This is a genomic window from Anaerobacillus sp. MEB173 (genome assembly GCF_052119505.1).
In the GTDB taxonomy this organism is placed as follows: domain Bacteria; phylum Bacillota; class Bacilli; order Bacillales; family JBJMAU01; genus JBJMAU01.
On sequence record NZ_JBJMAU010000004.1, the window covers coordinates 98,408 to 119,046 of the forward strand.

Annotated in this window: 17 protein-coding genes and 1 riboswitch; of the genes, 1 reads left to right on the top strand and 16 read right to left on the bottom strand. The window is 37.8% G+C overall.

Going from position 1 to position 20,639, the window contains the following annotated elements:
• Position 1 precedes the first annotated feature (1 nt).
• From cmk to prsW, 11 genes are all read right to left on the bottom strand, one after another.
• Positions 2-673 carry a (d)CMP kinase gene (gene cmk, locus ACJ2A9_RS10320; protein ID WP_441421853.1) on the bottom strand — a complete coding sequence of 224 codons (672 nt, stop codon included), beginning with the start codon at positions 671-673 and terminating at the stop codon, positions 2-4.
• Between the two features lie 201 nt (positions 674-874).
• Positions 875-1,060: a DUF5359 family protein gene (locus ACJ2A9_RS10325; protein ID WP_441421569.1), complete on the bottom strand. Its 186-nt coding sequence runs from the start codon at positions 1,058-1,060 to the stop codon at positions 875-877.
• A 61-nt stretch (positions 1,061-1,121) separates the two neighbouring features.
• On the bottom strand, positions 1,122-1,787 hold the full coding sequence (locus ACJ2A9_RS10330) for a flagellar brake protein (protein ID WP_441421854.1): 666 nt from the start codon (positions 1,785-1,787) through the stop codon (positions 1,122-1,124).
• 186 nt (positions 1,788-1,973) lie between these two features.
• Positions 1,974-3,332 carry a germination protein YpeB gene (gene ypeB, locus ACJ2A9_RS10335; RefSeq protein ID WP_441421570.1) on the bottom strand — a complete coding sequence of 453 codons (1,359 nt, stop codon included), beginning with the start codon at positions 3,330-3,332 and terminating at the stop codon, positions 1,974-1,976.
• Between the two features lie 15 nt (positions 3,333-3,347).
• Entirely contained in the window at positions 3,348-4,475 is a 1,128-nt protein-coding gene (locus ACJ2A9_RS10340; protein ID WP_441421571.1) for a cell wall hydrolase, read from the bottom strand.
• Positions 4,476-4,687: 212 nt separating this feature from the next.
• Positions 4,688-8,152, bottom strand: coding sequence for a methionine synthase (gene metH, locus ACJ2A9_RS10345; RefSeq protein WP_441421572.1), 3,465 nt, complete (start codon positions 8,150-8,152; stop codon positions 4,688-4,690).
• A 63-nt stretch (positions 8,153-8,215) separates the two neighbouring features.
• On the bottom strand, positions 8,216-10,069 hold the full coding sequence (locus tag ACJ2A9_RS10350) for a bifunctional homocysteine S-methyltransferase/methylenetetrahydrofolate reductase (protein WP_441421573.1): 1,854 nt from the start codon (positions 10,067-10,069) through the stop codon (positions 8,216-8,218).
• A gap of 63 nt (positions 10,070-10,132) precedes the next feature.
• Positions 10,133-11,305, bottom strand: a complete 1,173-nt coding sequence (metC, locus tag ACJ2A9_RS10355) for a cystathionine beta-lyase (RefSeq protein ID WP_441421574.1) — start codon at positions 11,303-11,305, stop codon at positions 10,133-10,135.
• Positions 11,298-12,422, bottom strand: coding sequence for a methionine biosynthesis PLP-dependent protein (locus tag ACJ2A9_RS10360; protein WP_441421575.1), 1,125 nt, complete (start codon positions 12,420-12,422; stop codon positions 11,298-11,300). The genes metC and ACJ2A9_RS10360 overlap by 8 nt, the downstream gene beginning before the upstream one ends.
• 105 nt (positions 12,423-12,527) lie before the next feature.
• Positions 12,528-12,642, bottom strand: a riboswitch (SAM riboswitch).
• Between the two features lie 137 nt (positions 12,643-12,779).
• Positions 12,780-12,941, bottom strand: coding sequence for a hypothetical protein (locus ACJ2A9_RS10365; RefSeq protein WP_441421576.1), 162 nt, complete (start codon positions 12,939-12,941; stop codon positions 12,780-12,782).
• A 184-nt stretch (positions 12,942-13,125) separates the two neighbouring features.
• Entirely contained in the window at positions 13,126-13,785 is a 660-nt protein-coding gene (gene prsW / locus ACJ2A9_RS10370) for a glutamic-type intramembrane protease PrsW (RefSeq protein ID WP_441421577.1), read from the bottom strand.
• 176 nt (positions 13,786-13,961) lie between these two features.
• On the opposite strand from prsW, the gene ACJ2A9_RS10375 reads away from it, so the two are divergent.
• Positions 13,962-14,933 carry an asparaginase gene (locus ACJ2A9_RS10375; protein WP_441421578.1) on the top strand — a complete coding sequence of 324 codons (972 nt, stop codon included), beginning with the start codon at positions 13,962-13,964 and terminating at the stop codon, positions 14,931-14,933.
• A 127-nt stretch (positions 14,934-15,060) separates the two neighbouring features.
• Here the strand turns inward: ACJ2A9_RS10375 and ACJ2A9_RS10380 are convergent, their stop codons facing one another.
• From ACJ2A9_RS10380 to ACJ2A9_RS10400, 5 genes are all read right to left on the bottom strand, one after another.
• Positions 15,061-16,038 carry a YpdA family putative bacillithiol disulfide reductase gene (locus tag ACJ2A9_RS10380; RefSeq protein ID WP_441421579.1) on the bottom strand — a complete coding sequence of 326 codons (978 nt, stop codon included), beginning with the start codon at positions 16,036-16,038 and terminating at the stop codon, positions 15,061-15,063.
• A gap of 124 nt (positions 16,039-16,162) precedes the next feature.
• Positions 16,163-17,437: a Glu/Leu/Phe/Val family dehydrogenase gene (locus ACJ2A9_RS10385; protein ID WP_441421580.1), complete on the bottom strand. Its 1,275-nt coding sequence runs from the start codon at positions 17,435-17,437 to the stop codon at positions 16,163-16,165.
• Between the two features lie 265 nt (positions 17,438-17,702).
• Complete coding sequence (locus ACJ2A9_RS10390; protein ID WP_441421581.1) at positions 17,703-18,620, bottom strand: D-alanine--D-alanine ligase family protein; 918 nt, start codon at positions 18,618-18,620, stop codon at positions 17,703-17,705.
• A 305-nt stretch (positions 18,621-18,925) separates the two neighbouring features.
• A complete protein-coding gene (locus ACJ2A9_RS10395; RefSeq protein ID WP_441421582.1) occupies positions 18,926-19,525 on the bottom strand; it encodes a genetic competence negative regulator in 600 nt (199 codons plus the stop codon).
• Between the two features lie 190 nt (positions 19,526-19,715).
• Complete coding sequence (locus ACJ2A9_RS10400; RefSeq protein WP_441421583.1) at positions 19,716-20,636, bottom strand: MerR family transcriptional regulator; 921 nt, start codon at positions 20,634-20,636, stop codon at positions 19,716-19,718.
• Positions 20,637-20,639 lie beyond the last annotated feature (3 nt).

The window sequence follows — 20,639 nt, forward strand, 5'->3', positions numbered from 1 at the left end:
ATCATGCCCTCTCCTTAACGAGAGCTAAAATATCCTCAACCACTTGGTCAATCGACATCTCAGTCGTATTAATTTCAACAGCATCAGCCGCTTTTCGCAATGGGGCCACTGCTCGCTCAGAATCTCTCTTATCCCTTAATGCAATTTCTTCTTTTAATTGCTGCAGGTTAGAATCAAACCCCTTAGCAATATTTTCCTCATGACGCCTCTTCGCACGTATATCAACTGATGCAGTTAAAAAAACTTTTACCTCAGCCTCTGGTAATACTGCTGTTCCAATATCCCGTCCATCCATTACTGTGCCGCCAGCTTTTGCCAATTGTTGTTGTCTTCGCAACATTTCATGACGAACAGCTGCATGACTTGCCACAATGGAGACGTTATTTGTCACTTCCTGGGAACGTATTTCATGTGAGACATCAATGTTATCTAGTTCAAGACTTTTACCAGTACCTAGAGGATAAAGCTCAATTTTTGTTTGATCTAATAATTCTTTTAATTTCACACCATCATTCAAATCCACTTGATGCTGTAGAGCTTTATAAGCTAATGCACGGTACATCGCACCCGTGTCAATATATAAGTAGGATAAGCGTTGTGCAACTAATCTCGCTACAGTACTTTTCCCAGCGCCAGCAGGCCCATCTATGGCAATGTTAATTTTCTTCATGATACACCCCTATGTGAGTTACAAGTTCTAACCCTATCCTAAAGGGTATAAGTACGAGAAAATTGTGTTGATTTACGATTTTCACTTCAAATTAAAAATCAAAACTGATCTCGTCTATCAACGAACTGCACACTTAATTATTGTAACTCAATGTTAAAAATCTAGTAAGTTAATAGTAATCATACCATATTCATGAAAGATGGTCTAATGTTTCCAATGCTTTTCCAAAGATTGATTAAACACCCCTTCATATTGCACTGTTTTACTTACATATGGTTTAATATCCTCTTCTTGTACGAGAAATTGAGATAAGACTAAAAAAAGCAAATGAATAATAAGTAGCTTTAGGATGAATTTTTCTATTTTATTTATATATTCTTGCTTCTTCATTAAACATTCCTCTTTTTGCAAAGATTTTTTGTTAGTTTTTGTCACTTTTAGGCATAATATTCTAAAAATCTTCTTTATTCTTTTTCCTTTTAAGTTGTAATTGTCTTTCAAAACAATAGCGAATAACAGTTTGTCTATCCTGTTCAGAAATAGTTACGAATTGCAGGGAGGCCCTCTCCATGTCCCCACTTTTATCTTTGTATACCCGAATTACTTTGCATTCACTATGAATATAATGAATTTCCCCTGATTGCGTATGTAGTACTAACCAGCAATAAATTGCAGAGTTCGGATATAACTGCCGGTTTGCTGGTAAAACAATAGCTAGACCTCCACCACTAATATCTATTGTGATTGTTGTAAATGGTGAAAACTCATCATTTTTCGGGTGAACTGCTACATCAATACTTGTCTTAACTCTTACATATTGTCTGCGTTGTATACGTCTATATGTGCTGCTGCCAGGATCCTTTAAAATTAGCATCGGAATATTATCGTGCCTTCTACCTTCCACCTCAGTTTCAAATAAATAGATCGAACGATCCTTACTAATAAACCATGCCTTAAATTTTGTTCCATTATTAAAAAAACCTATTTTTTTTGTTTTCTCATTTATGGGATAATCAACTAATAGTTTCTCATTTATTCGATCTACAAGCCTACATCTAAAACGTTTTTTGTCTTCAGATTCTGATTCAAGCACCTCAAGAAAAATCGTATCTCCCACTTTTAACAATTAAAAAACTTCCCCTCATCATATAGGTAAACACTCTATCTGTATCTATTATCTCATGTTTCTAATAAAAGAAGAAGCCAAAAGTTGGCTTCTTCACTACATCCCCTTATCATAAATAGGTCATTCGAATGATAAATATGGTATTAACCGTTTAATTATTAGGTATATCAACTCATCTTATGCGGCGTTCTCATTATCGTATACCGGCTCAGCATTTCGTAACTTTTCTACTTGTTCCTCACTGCCATCTTCGGCATTTATAAATATACGATAGGTATCATTGTTGATTGTACCGAATAATTCATAACAAAGAACTTCTTCACCAATATCGTTTTTAATTAAAGCAATATGATCTTCCATTACCTCTAAATTTGGATTAACCTTTGTTTTTGCTTCTTCAATGTCTATTTTTGGTGAATTAAGATCCCGATCCCTATGATTGGATAAATAACTCATTGCTTCATATCCCACTATATCACCATTGTCAAGAGCAACTTCTAAAACGACTGAATCGGAATAAACCCTTACGTTGTTTTCCAAGTATACAAAATTAAAGACACCGATTTTGTCATACTGTTTACTATCAACTAATTGCATATTTTCAATCCCTCGTTGTTCGAGGAAAGATTTCGCTTTTTCAGATGCTTCGTTTAAACTAATCTGCTGCTCTTTAACATCACGATGTTGGAGTGCCCAAACTGGGTGTCCACCTTTCTTTGTAATATCGAGAAACATATTGGCCTTAGTCTCTGGATCATCGACCGATAAACTATAAGCTTTGTACTCTAATCCATCACCTGTTTCATTTACATCAATCTTTACATGATCATCTAGATTAAAGAAATCCATTGCGATTTGTTTTGCACGTTCTTCATTGATGTCTTCACCTTTTAAGTTTTTACTTAGATCCTCATCATTTTCAAGCATTGCAGCCATATCTGCACCCCAGTCTACTTCACTGAATCCTTCTACTTTTTCATCGACTAACTTAAACCCGTTGATGATTTCATTGTCAAGAGGTTCTTCTGATGACGCCAGCGCTAACTCTACATCCATCCAACGCAAATTATTTTTTAGTGCTAGCGATTGAACATTACGAAGTTCATTTTGAATCTCTCCTGAATTTTTATAAAGCTGTTGTAATGTTTTATATTCGGCGTCGGATAATGGTTCATCATTTAAATCACGTACTGCTGTACGATAAGCAAAGTTTCCTATATTATGAAGAAACTCTTCTGTTTTATTAAATGGCATCAATGCAAGTGGAAGTTGCCCTAATTCACTTTGCGCCTGTGATGTTATTCTCCATACATCTGCTAACGAGCTTGATAGATGGTTTCTCGAATTCATCGCTAATGTTGAACCGATTTCATCATGCAGCTGGTCAATATGATATGTAAGTTCACCAAAAGCCCGCTGATAATTATTTTCGGCATTAATTAGTATTTGGTTTTTTTCTTGGTGCTCTTGATAACCCCAGTACCCTGTAGAAACGATCGCTACTGCTAAAATACCAATTAAGATTGATCGTATCATTCTTTTTCACCTCCATTATTTACAGAAAATATGTTTCCCGATTTTTTTAATTTGCGGTCTTGTCCATATCCATCCTGATGTTGCCGTATCCGGGTTAAAATAATACAAAGCATGACCAGTTGGATCTTGACCGTTTATCGCATCTAAAACGGCGCGTCTAGCTGTATCATTTGGAGTTAACCAAATTTGACCGTCTGCTACTGCTGTAAATGCTCTCGGCTCAAAAATGACACCATGTACTGTATTTGGAAATGTAGGACTATTTACGCGATTTAAAATAACAGCTGCTACTGCCACTTGTCCAATGTAAGGTTCACCTCTTGCTTCCCCATAAACAGCGTTTGCCATAATCTGAATATCATTTTCCGAAAAACCTTGAGGTACATTAATTGCTTTTTGAATATTCGCCTCATTATCCTGAGGTTCAGCTTGTTCAGGTGCCGGTGCTGGTGTTTCTTCTTGTGGCGGTGTTTCCCCTGCAGGCGTCTGACCTCCTTGTGGTGGCTGGTCTTGCTGTGGCGGCGCTTGATCCGCTTGACCTCCCTGTGGTGCTTGGCCTTGTTGAGGTGTTTGACCACCTCCTTGTGGTGCTTGACCCTGTTGTGGTGGCGTTTGACCTTGTTGTGGTGCTTGACCCTGTTGTGGTGGCGTTTGACCCGTTTGAGGTGTTTGACCTCCTTGTTGTCCTTTCTGTGGCGATCTCACCCCACCTTGACCTTTCGCACGATCTTTACTTCCTTTTTCACCTTTCTGAATATGGTTTGGCACCCCGCCATAATGAGTAAACTTGCGCCCTTCATTCAATGCCTTATGAACAAATTCCTTGTCATACTTCGTTGAACGCATTAGCATATCTTTCATTTTAGGCCCGACAAGTCCATCAACTTCAAGGCCAAACTCATGCTGATAGTTTCTTACTGCCCAATACGTCTGCCAACCAAAAACTCCATTAATCGTTCCATTATAGAAACCGATATACTGAAGCCTCGCTTGCAATTCAACAACATCATCTCCTGTTGCCCCCTGCTGTATCACCTGGTCTGTGAATGCTTCAGCTGGGTGTTGTTCAGCCAAAACAAATAACGGTACAACAAGCATTAGGCAAATAAGGGGGAACTTTATAAATTGACATGTCTTGCTCATGCTGCATAGCCTCCCTAATCTTTTTTATTTGCTTTTTTATGCTAGTAAAAAATGATATGGATAGTGTTTGTATCCAACCAATTTTTATACAAGTTAACCGAGAATTGCAATTTAGAATTTAAAATGTAGAATTTAGAATTATTTTGCTTACTCTGGTTGCAAAACAAAAAAAGAGTTATTGCTCCATTCAGCAATAACTCTTTAACAATTTCCTATTCAAATTGACCGACGTTAAAATATCGCCCTTCTGGGTGGGCGAAGACCATCGCGGTAACGGATGCTTCCGGCTCCATCATAAATCCTTCAGTTAATTTCACACCAATATCCTCTGGATGAATTAAACGGAAAAGCTTTTCTTGATCTTCTAAGTTAGGACATGCTGGATAACCAAATGACACTCGAATGCCCTGATATTTTGCTGAGAACAGGTCTTGCGTTGTTAAATCAGGCGAATCTGGAAAGCTCCATTTATCACGCATAAGCTGATGCGTACGTTCAGCAAACCCTTCTGCCAGCTCTAATGCAACAGCCTGAATTAAATGACTTCGTAAAAAGTCGCCACTCTCTTTCGCTTCTGTTGCTTTCTGGCGTACACCTTTCCCTGCCGTAACTGAAAGAAAACCAACATAATCCATTTCTCCACTTGAAACTGAACGAAGATAATCAGCTAAGCAAAGATACGGCGCTTTCTCTTGCCGAGGGAATGAGAATCGCTCAATCACTGTTTTGGCGTCATTAGGATCATAAATAAGAATATCGTTTCCTTCGCTTTGCGCAGGGAAAAATTGATACATCCCACTTGCCGAAAGTAGACCAGTTTCATTTGCTTCAACTAGCAGTTCATCTACTTTTTCTTTTAAATCTACGGCCTTTTCATTACCTTCAGCTAAGAGACGACTTACTTTTCCTTGTAAGCCCAAATGCTTTCCAAGTAACGTTTGTAAATTAATGTACGGTTTCAAATGAGTAAGTTTATAATCACGTAATACATGACGTTTCAAGTCTGGAGGTGTATGAACAGCGACTGCAGTTGACACATCAGATCGAACTGCAACTGCTGTTGCTGTGTTAGATGATGGAAGAACTTCAGTTTGTACATTCATACTTTGTTGTTCTTTTTTCTCTTTCATTTCTTGCATTAATTTTGCACGTTCTTCTTCCTTATAGAGACGGTTGGCGATATCCAAACCATTCATTGCATCTTTTGCATATAGGACAAGACCTTCGTATTCAGCGGCAATTTTTGTGTCGGTAAACTTCCTAGTTAACGCAGCACCACCAACAAGAATTGGAATTGAGATATTCTGCTGACGTAAGTCTTGTGCGGTTAAGACCATTTGCTGTGCCGATTTCACAAGTAACCCTGAAAGACCAACTGCGTCAGGTTTTTCTCGTTTAATTGCTTCAATTAATTCATTTGATGTTACTTTGATCCCTAAATTGACAACTTTAAATCCATTATTACCAAGGATAATTTCAACGAGGTTTTTCCCGATATCGTGAACATCACCTTTAACAGTAGCAAGTAAAATTTTTCCTTTACCACTGTCGTCAGCATCTTCTTTTTTCTCCATAAATGTTTCCAAATATGAAACTGAGGCTTTCATTACTTCCGCACTTTGCAGAACTTCAGCAACAATCAGCTCATTATTGTTAAATAGTCGTCCCACTTCTTCCATTCCGGTCATCAATGGCCCATTAATGATGTCAAGTGGTGCTTCGTATACCTCTAATGCCTTAGCTAAATCATCAATTAAACCGTCCTTTGATCCTTCAACAACATAATTAGCAAGGCGCTCATCAAGTGTCATATTTGTTTTTGGTGTTTTATCAACTGCTTTTTTTCCACGGTAAAAAGCAGTGAATTCAGCTAATATCTCATCCGTTGTTTCAAATAAAAGCTGTTTAGCCATGTCCTTTTCTTTATCAGAAATGGAGGCATAGCGCTCCAGTTTTTCAGTATTAACAATTGCATAATCAAGTCCGGCTTGTGTACAGTGATACAGATAAACTGCATTTAAAATCTCTCTGCCAACTGGTGGCAATCCAAAGGAAACATTACTAACACCGAGTATTGTCAGACATTCTGGCATCGCCTCTTTAATTAAGCGGATTCCTTCCACCGTCGCTTTTGCAGAACCAATATATTGTTCATCACCCGTTCCAACCGGAAAAACAAGCGGGTCAAAAATAATATCCTGAGGATTTATATGATATTTGTTCACGAGCAGGTCATACGAACGCTTGGCAACTTCCAATTTTCGCTCTGCAGTAACAGCCATTCCTTCTTCATCAATTGTACCTACAACAACAGCAGCACCAAATTTATGAATAAGCGGTACTACTTTTTCAAATCGCTCTTCACCGTCTTCTAAGTTAATTGAATTAATAATCGCCTTTCCTTGCGAATACGTTAATGCTTTTTCAATGACAACATCATCTGTAGAATCAATCATGAGAGGAACTTTAACTTTATTGATGACGAATTTTAAAAATTCTTCCATATCCTTAAGTTCATCACGATCTGGATCTGCCAAGCAAATATCAATGACATGAGCACCACGCTTCACCTGAACTCTAGCAATTTCCGAAGCTTCTTCATATTTGCCTTCAGCAATAAGTGTTCTGAATTTTTTTGAACCGATAACATTTGTACGTTCCCCAACAAATAATGGACGCATGCTATCATCATAAAGTAACGGTTCAATTCCAGCTACAGCAGGGAGATGACTCTCCTTAAGCTGTCTTGGTTGATAATTTTTCATTGTTTCAACGATCGCTTTAATATGCTCTGGCGTCGTTCCACAACATCCACCAACAAGGTTTAACCAGCCTTTTTCAGCAAAACCAGCAAGCTTTGTTGCCAGTGATTCAGGTGACTCATGATAGTTCCCTTCCTCATCAGGTAGACCTGCATTAGGATAACAGCTAACTGCAGTTGTTGCCAGCTCAGATAGTGAACGAACATGATCTCTCATAAACTCTGGTCCAGTTGCACAGTTTAAACCAACAACAACTGGCTTCATGTGCTCAAGCGAAACATAAAATGCTTCAATATTTTGACCGGCCAAAGTTGTCCCCATTGGCTCAATCGTCCCAGAGACCATGATCGGAAGCTTTTTCTTTAATTTAGTAAAGGCTTGATCAATACCGATGAACGCTGCTTTTACATTACGCATATCTTGACTTGTCTCTAGAAGAAGGACATCAACTTCGCCTTTAATTAACCCGATTGCCTGTTCTTCATAAGCAGCAATTAGTTCCTCAAAAGTTGTACCTCCAGTAACTGACAGTGATTTCGTTGTTGGTCCCATTGCCCCCGCAACAAAACGAGGCCAGTCAGGTGTCGAAAACTCATCTGCAACCTTTCGAGCTATTTGTGCTGATTTAATATTGATTTCTTCTGCGAGATGCTGAAGATCATAATCTGCAAGAACAATATTTGTCGCCCCAAACGTATTCGTTTCAACGACATCCGCACCTGCTTCAAAATAAGCACGATGTATCGTTTCGATCACATCAGGTGCTGTTATGTTTAAGTATTCATTACAGCCTTCATACTCTTCTCCGCCAAAATCATCTGCAGATAAATTGGCTTGCTGAAGCATAGTTCCCATCGCACCGTCTAAAACAAGAATTTTCTTCTTTAATTGTTGTTCAAATTTAGTAACATCCATTGATGATCGTCCCTTCATTAAAAAACAATTTATAATTTATAATGTAAATTATAAATTATACATTTACTTTAAGCTTCTAACTCGACTCTTCGCTCTAGCTTCCTCTTTCTCTTTTACATATTTTGTAAGCTCAACTGTCATATTGTAGCGGAAAAACGGAGTAATAATATATAATCCGTTAAAATATTCAAAGGCAACATCGATTAATGATTTGGCAATGGCCAAACCTTCTTGTTCACCTTTTTGTCGATCTTCCCCGCATGCTGCCATTGTTTGGCGAATCTCATCCGTTAGTTTAATGCCAGGTACTTCATTATGAAGGAACTCCGCATTTCTAGTACCTGTTAATGGCATTATCCCTAAATAAATCGGTGCATTTAAATGCTTAGTCGCTTCATAAATCTCAACTATTTGCTTTTCACTGTAGACTGGTTGACTCATAAAATAATCCGCACCACATTCAATCTTCTTCTCTAAACGTTTAACTGCTCGGTCGAGATGACGGACGTTCGGATTGAAAGCAGCCGCTATTGAAAAGGAAGTCTTCTGCCCTAACGATTTCCCGGAAAATGATATTCCTTCATTCATTTGCTTCATCAAATGGATCAAATCAAACGATGACAAATCATATACTGATGTTGCTCCCGGAAAGTCTCCAACCTTTGTTGGATCTCCTGTAACCGCTAATACTTGATCAATACCAAGCGTATGAAGTCCAAGTAAATGGGATTGTAATCCAATTAAATTACGGTCACGACAAGTAACATGGACAAGTGGCCTTGCATTTAACTCATTTTTTATAATTGAACCTAATGCCATATTACTAATTCTTGGTGATGCTAATGAGTTATCAGCCATTGTCACAGCATCTACGCCTGCAGCATTCAGTTGTTTTGCACCCTCGATAAATTGTGATGTATCCAGAGTTTTCGGAGGATCTAATTCAACGATAACAGAAGAGCGCTGCTTCACAATTGCATGAAGCGGCTTTTCACGCTGCTCCAAAATAGTAATTGACTCTTTAGGAACACTATGTCGTTTTACGACTTTATGTGTAACAGGAGCTAATCCCTTCACAGCATTTGCCATTGCTTCAATATGGGCTGGCGTCGTTCCACAACAACCACCGATTAATCGGACTCCCTGTTCACGCAGACTCAATGCACTTTCGGCAAAATAATCCGGATTTGATTGATAAACAAATCGCCCATCACGATAATCAGGCAAGCTCGCATTTGGGTAGGCTGATAAAAAAGCACGATCCGGCAGTGGCACTTGTTCGAGTGAACGAATCATATGATACGGGCCCATTCGACAATTCAACCCGACAATATCCGCACCGAGATCAATTAAGGAATCAAAGGCTTTAGAAAGTTCTACACCATTTTGGAGCACCCCAACCTCTTGAAGTGAAAGTTGAGCAATAATGGGTAAATTCGTTTCACTACGAGCGATTTCCAATACTGCTTTGAGCTCATGATAATCATAGTATGTTTCCAAAAGAACACCATCAATATCTTCTTCAGCTAATGAAAAGAACTGCTCCCGAAAGCTTTGTTTAATTTCTTCTAAATCAATTGCTTCCTTCTGAAAACCCCGAATTCCACCTATGGTACCGAGTATATAAGCTTCGTCACCAACCGCTTCTTTTGCTAACTTTACAGAAGCTTTATTGATATCTTTTACAACTTTCTCCAAACCATAGCGAGCTAATTTAATGGTATTTGCTGCATACGTATTTGTTTGTATTACTTGAGCCCCAGCTTTAACATAAGCTTGGTGGATCTCTTTAATTTGTTGACCATGGGAAAGGTTCAACTCTTCAAAACAGCGGTCAATTTGCTTTGAGTACAAGAGCGTCCCCATTGCTCCGTCCCCGATCAATACCTTACTTTTTAAATCTTCTAACAGTCCCATATTTTTACCCTCTCCCATATGAAAAGACGTCTCATCCTAATCTATCATACAACTTTTTAACCATTAAACTTGCTCTTTTTGACGCAATTTTGCAAATGCCTGATCAAAATCTGCAATTAAATCGTCAACCTTTTCTAAACCGACTGAAATACGTAATAATCCATCACTGATGCCTCTTTTTTCACGCTCATCTTTCGGCATTGAACCGTGTGACATTGTAGCCGGATACGAAAGAATGGATTCAACTGCACCAAGACTAACAGCAAAAACAGGAATTTTTACATATTCTACAAACCTCTTAACAGCTTCATAGTCTTCTAATTCAAATGAAAATACCGCTCCATGCCCGGTTGCCTGCTCTGCTTGAAGCTGATAGCCCGGATGAGTTGGAAGCCCGGAATAATAGACATTCTTTACTTCAGGTACTTCATTTAGCCATTTTGCAAGAACGTCAGCAGCCTTGGATGAGTGCTCCATACGTATGTGTAATGTCTTTAACCCGCGCAGAACAATCCAAGCATCTTGAACACCTAACACTGCCCCAAACGAGTTCTGTAAAAACTTAAACTGACTGGCTAATTCATCATCATTGACTACAGCCAAACCAGCAATTACATCACTATGGCCACCAATGAACTTCGTAGCACTATGAAGGACAACGTCTGCCCCAAGCTCTAATGGACGTTGTAAGGCAGGTGTCATAAATGTATTATCAACAAATGTTAAGCAATTGTGTTGTTTGGCTAACTTCGAAATTGCTTGAATATTGGTAATCTTTAATGTAGGATTTGACGGTGTTTCCACATAAAGAACTTTTGTATTTTCTTGAATATTAGCCGCGACTTCTTCAAGGTTAGTCATATCAACAAATGTATGTTCAATTCCGAGTCTAGTTAGAACTTGGGTTACAAAACGGAATGTTCCGCCGTATACATCCTTCGTTAAAACGACGTGATCACCTTGTGATAGAATCATAAATGAAAGAGAAATAGCCGCCATTCCTGAAGAATAAGCAAAACCGTGGCTGCCTCCTTCAAGACTGGCAATCGTCTCCTCAAGAGCTTCCCTCGTAGGGTTACCAGAACGCCCGTAATCATATGGTCCAAATTCTTCAACACTTTTCTGATGAAACGTTGATGCATGCTGAATCGGTACACTAACTGCTCCGGTTAGTTCATCGTATTTATGATTGTTATGCAATAATCTCGTTTGAAAACTGTAAGTTTCGTTACTCATTCTCTCCACCCGCTTCCTTTGCTTTCGCAAATGCTTGATTTAAATCTGCTATTAAATCCTCATAATGCTCAATTCCTACTGAAAAACGGAGAAGTCGATTACATACCCCGTATGACATCCTAACTTCCTCAGGAATATCCATGTGAGTCTGCGTAGCGGGATACGTTAGTAAACTTTCAACTCCACCTAAACTTTCAGCAAAAGAAATAAGTTGCAAGTTTTGTAAAAATGGATTGACCCAATTCTCATTTTTCACTCTAAAGGAAATCATCCCGCCTCGACCTGCATAAAGAACATCTGTAATGCAATCATGCTCAGACAAGTAGTCAACAATCTTTTTTGCATTCTTTTCGTGCTGTTCCATTCGAAGAGCTAATGTCTTCATCCCTCTAATGACAAGCCAACAATCAAAAGGTGCTAACGTCGCTCCAATTCCATTGTGGTAAAAGAAGATCTTCTCACAAAGTTCTTCCCCTTTTGCAACGATAAGACCAGCTAGAACATCATTGTGACCAGCTAAATATTTTGTTGCACTATGAATCACAATATCCGCTCCATCCAGGATTGGCTTTTGGATATACGGGGTATAAAACGTATTGTCCACAATGAGTAATAGACCATGTTTCTTAGCGACTTTACTTACTGCCGCAATGTCTGTAGATTGCATTAATGGATTTGTTGGGGTTTCAATAAAAATTGCTTTCGTCTTTTCGTTAATTAAGGTTTCAAACTCTTCTATGTCTCTACTGTCACCATACGTAAACGATAGTCCCCATCGTGTCCACCCCTGTTCAAACAAGCGGTATGTACCGCCATAAAGATCTTGGGATGTTAAAATTTCGTCTCCCTGTTCAAATAATGATAGAACGGTTTGAATTGCAGCCATCCCTGAACTGCAGGCAAAACCTCTATCCCCTTCTTCCAATTTGGCAATTGCCTGCTCTAATATCTCACGAGTTGGATTACCTGTTCGCTGATAATCATATCCCGTTGATTGACCTATCCCTTCATGCCGGTATGCAGTAGAAAAATAAACAGGAGGATTAATTGTACCTGTTCTTGTTTCACTTCGATTGCCGATTTGCGCTAATGTCGTTTGTACATTCTCTTTACTCATTTATGCTCTCCTCCTATGTAGTTCCTCGTATGTTATAAACGAAAATTATAATAGAAAAGCCTTCTTCTAAAAAATAAGAAGAAGGCGTACTTTGTTACGTCACTCCTCTTATCTTTCAAGTTGCTTCAGCAACTTGGTGGAATTAGCACCTGACCAATATAAAAATTGGCTGGTTGCTGAGATATCATAGGGCCATTCCCTCCATCTCTCTTGATAAGAATAATTTTAAATTCTGAATATTAATATGTTGTAATTAAATTACACTAAATTTTGAATTAATGCAATAGTATTTACATCATTTTTCTAAGTTTTTATCATGAAAACGCTTTAATATACGAAAGCGAAACGGCTTATACTTTATTCAGGTGAAACATCAATTTCCAGTTTCTCCTCGTTGCCACAAACACATCGTTTAAATCCCGTGTCATACCCACCCTCTTTGTTAGGTCGCCCTCTCAATATAAACTTTTCTCCACATTCATTACAACGAATGACTACTCGATAACGCTCCGCGGCCATAAAACACATCTCCCCTTCATATTAGTACGTATTAACATAATGACCAAAGTCGGATGAATTTATAATTAAAAATCAAGTTTAGAGTTTCGAATGTAGAGTTTAGAGTTATTTTCATGCTATTTCAAAGACGCTTCTTAAGTAAACTTCGTTGAATTAACTTTCAATATTCTAAACTCTAAACTCTTCACTCTAAACTCTCCACTCTATTTGCTGCTTTCACTTTTTTCAGTGCGAGCCACCAGAGGAATACCATAAACGGTATCATTATATAAATCCAATTCGTATGAAACGATAACAGAATATAGTCATATGTGCCATGGAAAAGCCAAGGAATAAATAAGGATAAGCCAATCCAAAATCCTTTCCGGTGTCCTTTTTGATCAAACTTTGCTTTTCCTAAATAATAACCCATCAGCACACCGAACAGAGCATGACTTGAGACTGGTAATAAAGCACGTCCTAACGCTTGTTCAAGTCCATAGGCAACTAAGTAAAAAATATTTTCTATACTTGCAAACCCTAAAGAAATCGCCACACTGTATACTATCCCATCATAATGCTGACTAAATTTCACATGCTTATATACAGTATAGTATAGGATAAACCATTTAAAAAACTCCTCAAAAAACCCAGCAATAATAAAAGCCTGAGCTAATGAAGATGTTAAGAGACCCTCTTCTTGAAAAGCATATTGAATAACCATGATCGGAAATACTAATAGTGACCCTATAATAAAACTGCGTATCACCATACCAATAGGCTCTGATTCAAATTGGTCTTTCAAATAAAAATAGCAGAGTAATGCAACTCCAGGTGCAACCCCAGCGGAAATAACAGCAAACATGAGTAAACGTTCCCCTTAGCTTTCATTGAATTTATTGATTGTCGTATGTAGAAAATTATGGTATGAATAATGAAATAAAAACATCATCTATGCTAATGGTATCATGTAATTTTTATTATGAAAATGTACAACTGTTACGAACTATCTATGAATTACCAAATCATTGGAGGTCTATTATGAAAAAAATTTTAGTCATTCATACTGGCGGGACGATTGCGATGAGTGAAGATGAGGAAACTGGTGCTGTAAAACCGGGCGAAAAAAATCCTTTGCATATAACTGTACAATCATTAGCTAACTTTGCCTATATTACGGAAGAGGATTTTCTTAATTTACCCTCTCCGCATATGACACCTGATCACATGTTTAAATTAATGATACGTATCACCAAACGAATTGATACTGAGCATTTCGATGGAGTCGTTGTTACTCACGGGACCGATACATTAGAGGAGACAGCGTACTTACTTGATCTTCTGTTACCAACTGAAGTTCCTGTGATCGTGACTGGAGCAATGCGTTCAAGTAATGAATTAGGATCAGATGGTCCACATAACTTAATTACTGCCGTCAAAGTTGCAGCCCATGATGAAGCGAATGGTAAAGGGGTTCTTGTCGTCTTTAATGATGAAATACATACAGCTAAGAATGTAACAAAGACACATACAAGTAATGTCTCGACGTTTCAAAGTCCACAATACGGTCCAATTGGGATCGTGACAAAACGCGGTGTCTTTTTCCATCACGTTCCAAAATCAAGGGACCGTTATACAATTAAGCAACTATCCAAAAAAGTGATCCTTTTAAAAGCCTATGCAGGTATGGACAAAGAACTACTTCAGGCTGTTAACCAATTGAATATTGATGGGTTAGTGATTGAAGCTCTTGGCCAAGGAAACTTACCTCCGGCTGTTGTCCCTGATTTAAAAAAACTGTTGGATAAAAAAATCTCTATCGTTCTCGTCTCCCGAAGTTTTAATGGCATTGTGCAAGATACTTATGGTTATGAAGGCGGGGGTAAACAATTAAAGGATATGGGGATTATTTTTTCAAATGGATTAAATGGACAAAAAGCAAGACTGAAACTGATGGTCACATTAGAACAAACAAACGAACAAGCCAAACTCCAAGAACTATTTCTAAAATAAGTTTAAAAACGGTGAAGTTTAAAGTTTAAATAAGAAAACACAGGTGTCAAACAGTTGCGATACCTGTGTTTCTTCCTTTAAGGGGGGTGGGTTAATTTTCTTATAATGTTTAATTAACTTTTAACTTTTAACCGAGTTTTCTTAACATGATTTCCTTTGCAATCAAATCTCCATGAAACCGGCCATTTTCAATAAAAATCTCATTTGCATTATTACCAGCTGCAATGACGCCAGCTATAAATATTCCTTGTATATTCGTTTCCATCGTTTTTTCATTAAATAATGGACGTCCTGTTTCCGCTTCAATTCCGACACCCATGTTTTTCAAAAAAATGTGATCTGGATGATACCCAATCATGGCAAAGACAAAATCAGCCTTTGCATAATGTTCTTGACCATCGTGCTTATAGAGGACAGTATCATCTGAAATTTCCTTCACATTTGCACGGAACACCATTTTTATTTTTTCATGATTGATTAATGAAACAAATTCCGGCAATATCCACGGTTTAATACTACTAGAAAATTCATTGCCACGATAAAGTACAGTTACACGTGCACCGACTTTCTCTAATTCAAGCGCTGCATCTACAGCCGAATTTTTTCCTCCAATTACAACAACATCCTGATCATAATACGGATGCGCTTCTTTAAAGTAATGAAATACATGTGCCTTATCTTCACCGGGAACATGCAATTGATTTGGATGATCATAATAACCTGTGGCGACAATGACAAATTGCGCATCGTATGTACAACGTTCCTTCTTTCGATTCCACGTCTCGACAACAAATCTATTCTCCGCTTTTTCAACCTTTACAACTTCTTCATATGTTTGAATACGGAGCTTTTCCCGTTTGGCAACTTCACGATAATATGTAAGTGCATCATTTCGCTTTGGTTTTCTTTCAACAGTTAAAAATGGAACCCCGCCAATCTCTAATTTTTCGCTTGTACTAAAAAATTGCTGGTGTGTTGGATAACGATGCAATGCATTGACGACATTTCCTTTTTCAATAATTAATGGTGTTATCCCATGGCTTTTAAGAGCAATCGCAGCCGCTAAACCACATGGACCTCCTCCAATAATAATTACCTCTTCCATTCCAATTCGCCTCCCTCTTTTATAGTAATCATCCCTTTTAAAAAAATCAAAGAAGATGGTGATTTACAACAAAAAAACAAGTGAAATCATTTTACCATTCCACTTGTTTTCTGACGTTTAAATATTAGATCCACCCTCTGAACCTAGAAGCCTCTGCCATTTTTCGAACGCCGATCATATATGCTGCTAAACGCATATTAACTCGTCTTGACTTTGATAGATTATATATATTTTCAAATGCATTAACCATTACTTTTTCAAGCTTTTGTTCAACCTCTTCTTCAGTCCAGTAATATCCTTGGTTATTCTGTACCCATTCAAAATAAGAGACTGTAACACCACCGGCACTTGCTAGTACGTCTGGAACTATTAGAATATCGCGCTCTGTTAATATTGAAGTTGCTTCAAGAGTTGTTGGACCGTTAGCAGCCTCGACCACGATACTGGCTTTTATGTTATGTGCGTTTTCTTTTGTGATTTGATTCTCAATAGCTGCCGGAACAATAATATCACAATCCAACTCGAGTAGTTCTTTATTTGTAATCGTATTTTTAAATAGCTTAGTTACCGTTCCAAAGCTATCGCGACGATCAAGCAGGTAGTCAATATCAAGTCCCTCAGGATCATGCAGGGCACCATATGCATCTGAAATTCCAACTACCTTGGCTCCAGCATCATGCATAAATTTTGCCAGGAAGCTGCCTGCATTTCCAAAACCTTGAACAACAACTCGAGCACCATTGATATCAATTCCTTTTTTCTTTGCTGCTTCACGAATACAAATCGTAACTCCTTTTGCAGTAGCGGATTCACGACCGTGTGAGCCACCTAATACAATCGGTTTTCCTGTAATAAAGCCAGGAGAATCAAATTCCCTAATACGACTATATTCATCGAACATCCAAGCCATAATTTGTGAATTCGTAAATACGTCAGGGGCGGGGATATCTTTGGTTGGTCCAACAATTTGACTTATTGCCCTTACATAACCACGGCTTAACCTTTCCAGCTCTGCAAAAGACATTTCACGGGGATCACAAACAATTCCCCCTTTTCCTCCACCATATGGCAAATCAACAATTCCAGCTTTTAAGCTCATCCAAATCGAAAGTGCTTTTACTTCTTTTTCGGTGACATTTGGATGAAATCGCACTCCTCCTTTGGTAGGTCCAACTGAATCATTATGCTGAGCCCTGTACCCTGTAAAAATTTTTGTAGAGCCATCATCCATCTTTATCGGTATTCGAACTGTCATCATTCTCAATGGTTCTTTCATTAACTCATATACTTCATTAGGGTAGCCCAGCTTCTCAAGCGCGTTACCAATGACTGTTTGTGTGGAGCTTAACACATCCATATTTTCACTATTAGGACTGGTTACCTTTTCTTTTTCTCCCATCACATTCACCTCAAAAGTTAATATCTCTATCTTTACACATTATAAACATTCATCTCTTACTATAATGAAAGTTGTACATTTTTTCCATAGTCTTTTTATGTCTAACCTTATTTTAAACAATAATAAATAAACTACTCAGGCAAAGTCACATTACAAAACTTTGCATTACTGAAGTAACAGAAAAAGGGATGTCTAATAAGCAACATTCACCTCGACGAGGAGAGCTGTCACTTATGAGACATTCCCTTTTATTAACTCCAATATATTACTTCTTTAATGAAAGTTGAATGAGTTTTTCAATCATATCATCGTATGATAAGCCAATTTCTCTTGCAGCATCAGGATATAGACTTGTTGGTGTCATCCCGGGCAGTGTGTTGACTTCTAGTATTACTGGTTCAGACCCATCATGAGGGACGATAAAATCCACTCGTGAATATATATCGCAGCCTAGCACTTCATGAGCTAATTGAGCATCTCTTTGCAAACGTTCAGTCATCTGATCAGCCAGCCTTGCAGGCACAATGTGCTCACTCATCCCAGGTGCATATTTTGATTCATAATCATAAAAAGCATTTTTAGGAACTATTTCGACGACCGGCAGTGCCTTTACATCGCCTTTGTTCCCCATAACAGCAACTGTTACTTCTTTCCCGGAAATGAATTCTTCTAACAATACGGTTTCATCAAACTTGAAAGCTTCATCAATTCCACCCAAAAGTTCGTCCTCATCATTTGCAATCGTTAATCCAATTGTAGACCCTTCTTGATTTGGCTTAACAACAACTGGATATCCTAAATCATGAGCAAACTGAGTACGATCATAATTATAACGATATAACACCTTTTCCTTTGCCACTCGAATTCCGGCCTTTGCAAAGAATGTCTTTGATTTCGCTTTATCCATTGCTAATGCAGAGCCTAAAACACCTGAACCAACATAAGGAATTCCTAACATATCAAGCAGACCTTGAATTCTTCCATCTTCTCCAAAACGTCCATGTAAACCGATATAAATCATATCTGCGTTTAAGCCAATAATATCTGATAATCGGTCCGGGTGAAAATCAACCCCAACCACTTCATGTCCTTTATTTTTTAATGCTTCGATTATTCCTTTTCCAGAAGACAAGGACACTTCTCGTTCTGCAGATGTTCCACCGTACAATACAGCTATTTTCATTATTTCCCCTCACTCCTATAGAATCTCTACTATCATTATATTCGCCTGATTTTCCTGCGTACCTTGTATCTTACATATGCTAACTTTAACAAAACCTATGTATAAAAACTCATACAATATCATACCATTTATTTTTTATCATGACAGTACTTCGTCATTCGCACAAGATAAAAAAGAGGATTAGGGGGCACATCTTTCTATAAAACAATTAGCCCTGAATAGAAGAATCCCTACAAGCAAGTCCTGTAGGGAAGCATTCGAACCCGAAAACACGGGAAATTGGGCTAAACTAATCAACGCAACAATTACTTATCTTTTACGAAAATCGTATACAAATGGTAAATAGCATCATGTTCCATTAATAATTTCCCATACTCTACCACACGATGAGAAGTTGTTGTAGACGGATCACCAAATTCTGCTAACAGCGCAATAAACGCATTTATATCGAATCCTTCGAGGTCCGTTTCATCGAACTGCATATAGAATTTATTGTTAAAGGAATAAAGCTTTCCACCAATAACACCAAATGAGTAGATACGTGATGATAAGGAGATTACATCTTCAAATGTATTGAATTCATAAAATACATCATCACTTTCATCTAAAGTGACTTGCATCTCAATAAACCCTTCATCATAATCCTCATCTAGATCATTAGCTTGACTTCCTTTTGTAACAATCACAACCATTCCTTGCGCTGGCAGTGCAAACACTTCTACTGCAATTGGTCCATCTGCTTTAAACCCTAATTCATCATTAGCCTCAATCATCATATCGTGAAAAAGCTCATGAACTTTTGGAATGTCTTGCCAGATCTCATCTTTAGAAATCCCTCTTTCACTCAAGTCATCAAACGTTAAAAAGATTTTTATCTTATTATAGTTCAAACGTTCTAAACGCATCCCTGACCCTCCTTACCTCCAAAAATCCAACAGTGTACTATAGAATATGATTATTATAAAAATATGGTTCTTTTTAAAGATTAGTTTACAATTGATTTCATTCAAAAGACAAGCATTATTTGTCGCAATAGTCGTTTTTTTATATCCAAAAATCGAGTAATTCTCCCAATCATCAAGCTTCTGTATTTTTTCAATCATTATGTTTGTTTTTCTCACCTCTCCTGTAAAGACCCTTCTTCAACATTTCTTTTTCCCATTCTTGTTTTGATAGGCCAAAGATATACTCCTTATATGTATTTCTTTCATTTTCTGATAATCGAGTTGCGGTTTGTCCAAGTAAACAACAATATATCGTAGTTGTCTTTACATGTTGGCTTTTAGTGAAAGCAATTGCCTCTTCTAGTACATCTATATTGTTACAACATATAAATACGTAGCTGGCATTTATTTTAGAGGTAACAAAATCAATCTCTTCAATTGAAGACTGAATGTATGTTGTTTGGAAACCACTGTAGCGTAAATAGAATGTAAATAGCTGGCATTCGACTTCATTTTTTCGATTCGCTCCGTAAATAATTACCATTGGCATCCTTGTGCTTGACGGAAGTGAATGGTTGATTAATGAAAGTCTACTAGTTAGAAATGAACAAATAAAGTTTACTTGTGCTTGCACTAATTTATCCGTACCATGCAAATCTTGTACTTTGCGTACAACACCACCGAAGATATCAAACACTACCCTTTCAAATTGGTACATCGAAAAAGCCTGCTCTATAATTTTTCGTGCTTTACTTTCCTGAAATGTAGAAAGGGCCTCAAATAAATCACTCACAGTTTTTGTTAGAAAAGAAGTTGAATCACCCACTATGCCTTGAAAGACTTCCCCTTTTTCATACAATTCAATAGCCTGACTAATTGTAAATCCTTCTTTCACTTTATCTATTAACCACGTTAATATCGCCAAATGTTGATCTGAGTATAAACGATGACCAGCTTCATTACGACTAGGTTTAATAATTTGATAACGTCGTTCCCATGCCCTTAGAGTTTCAGGATTAATTCCGAGTTTTTTTGTCACTGCTTTCACATTATATTTACCTTCAGATGACATCTG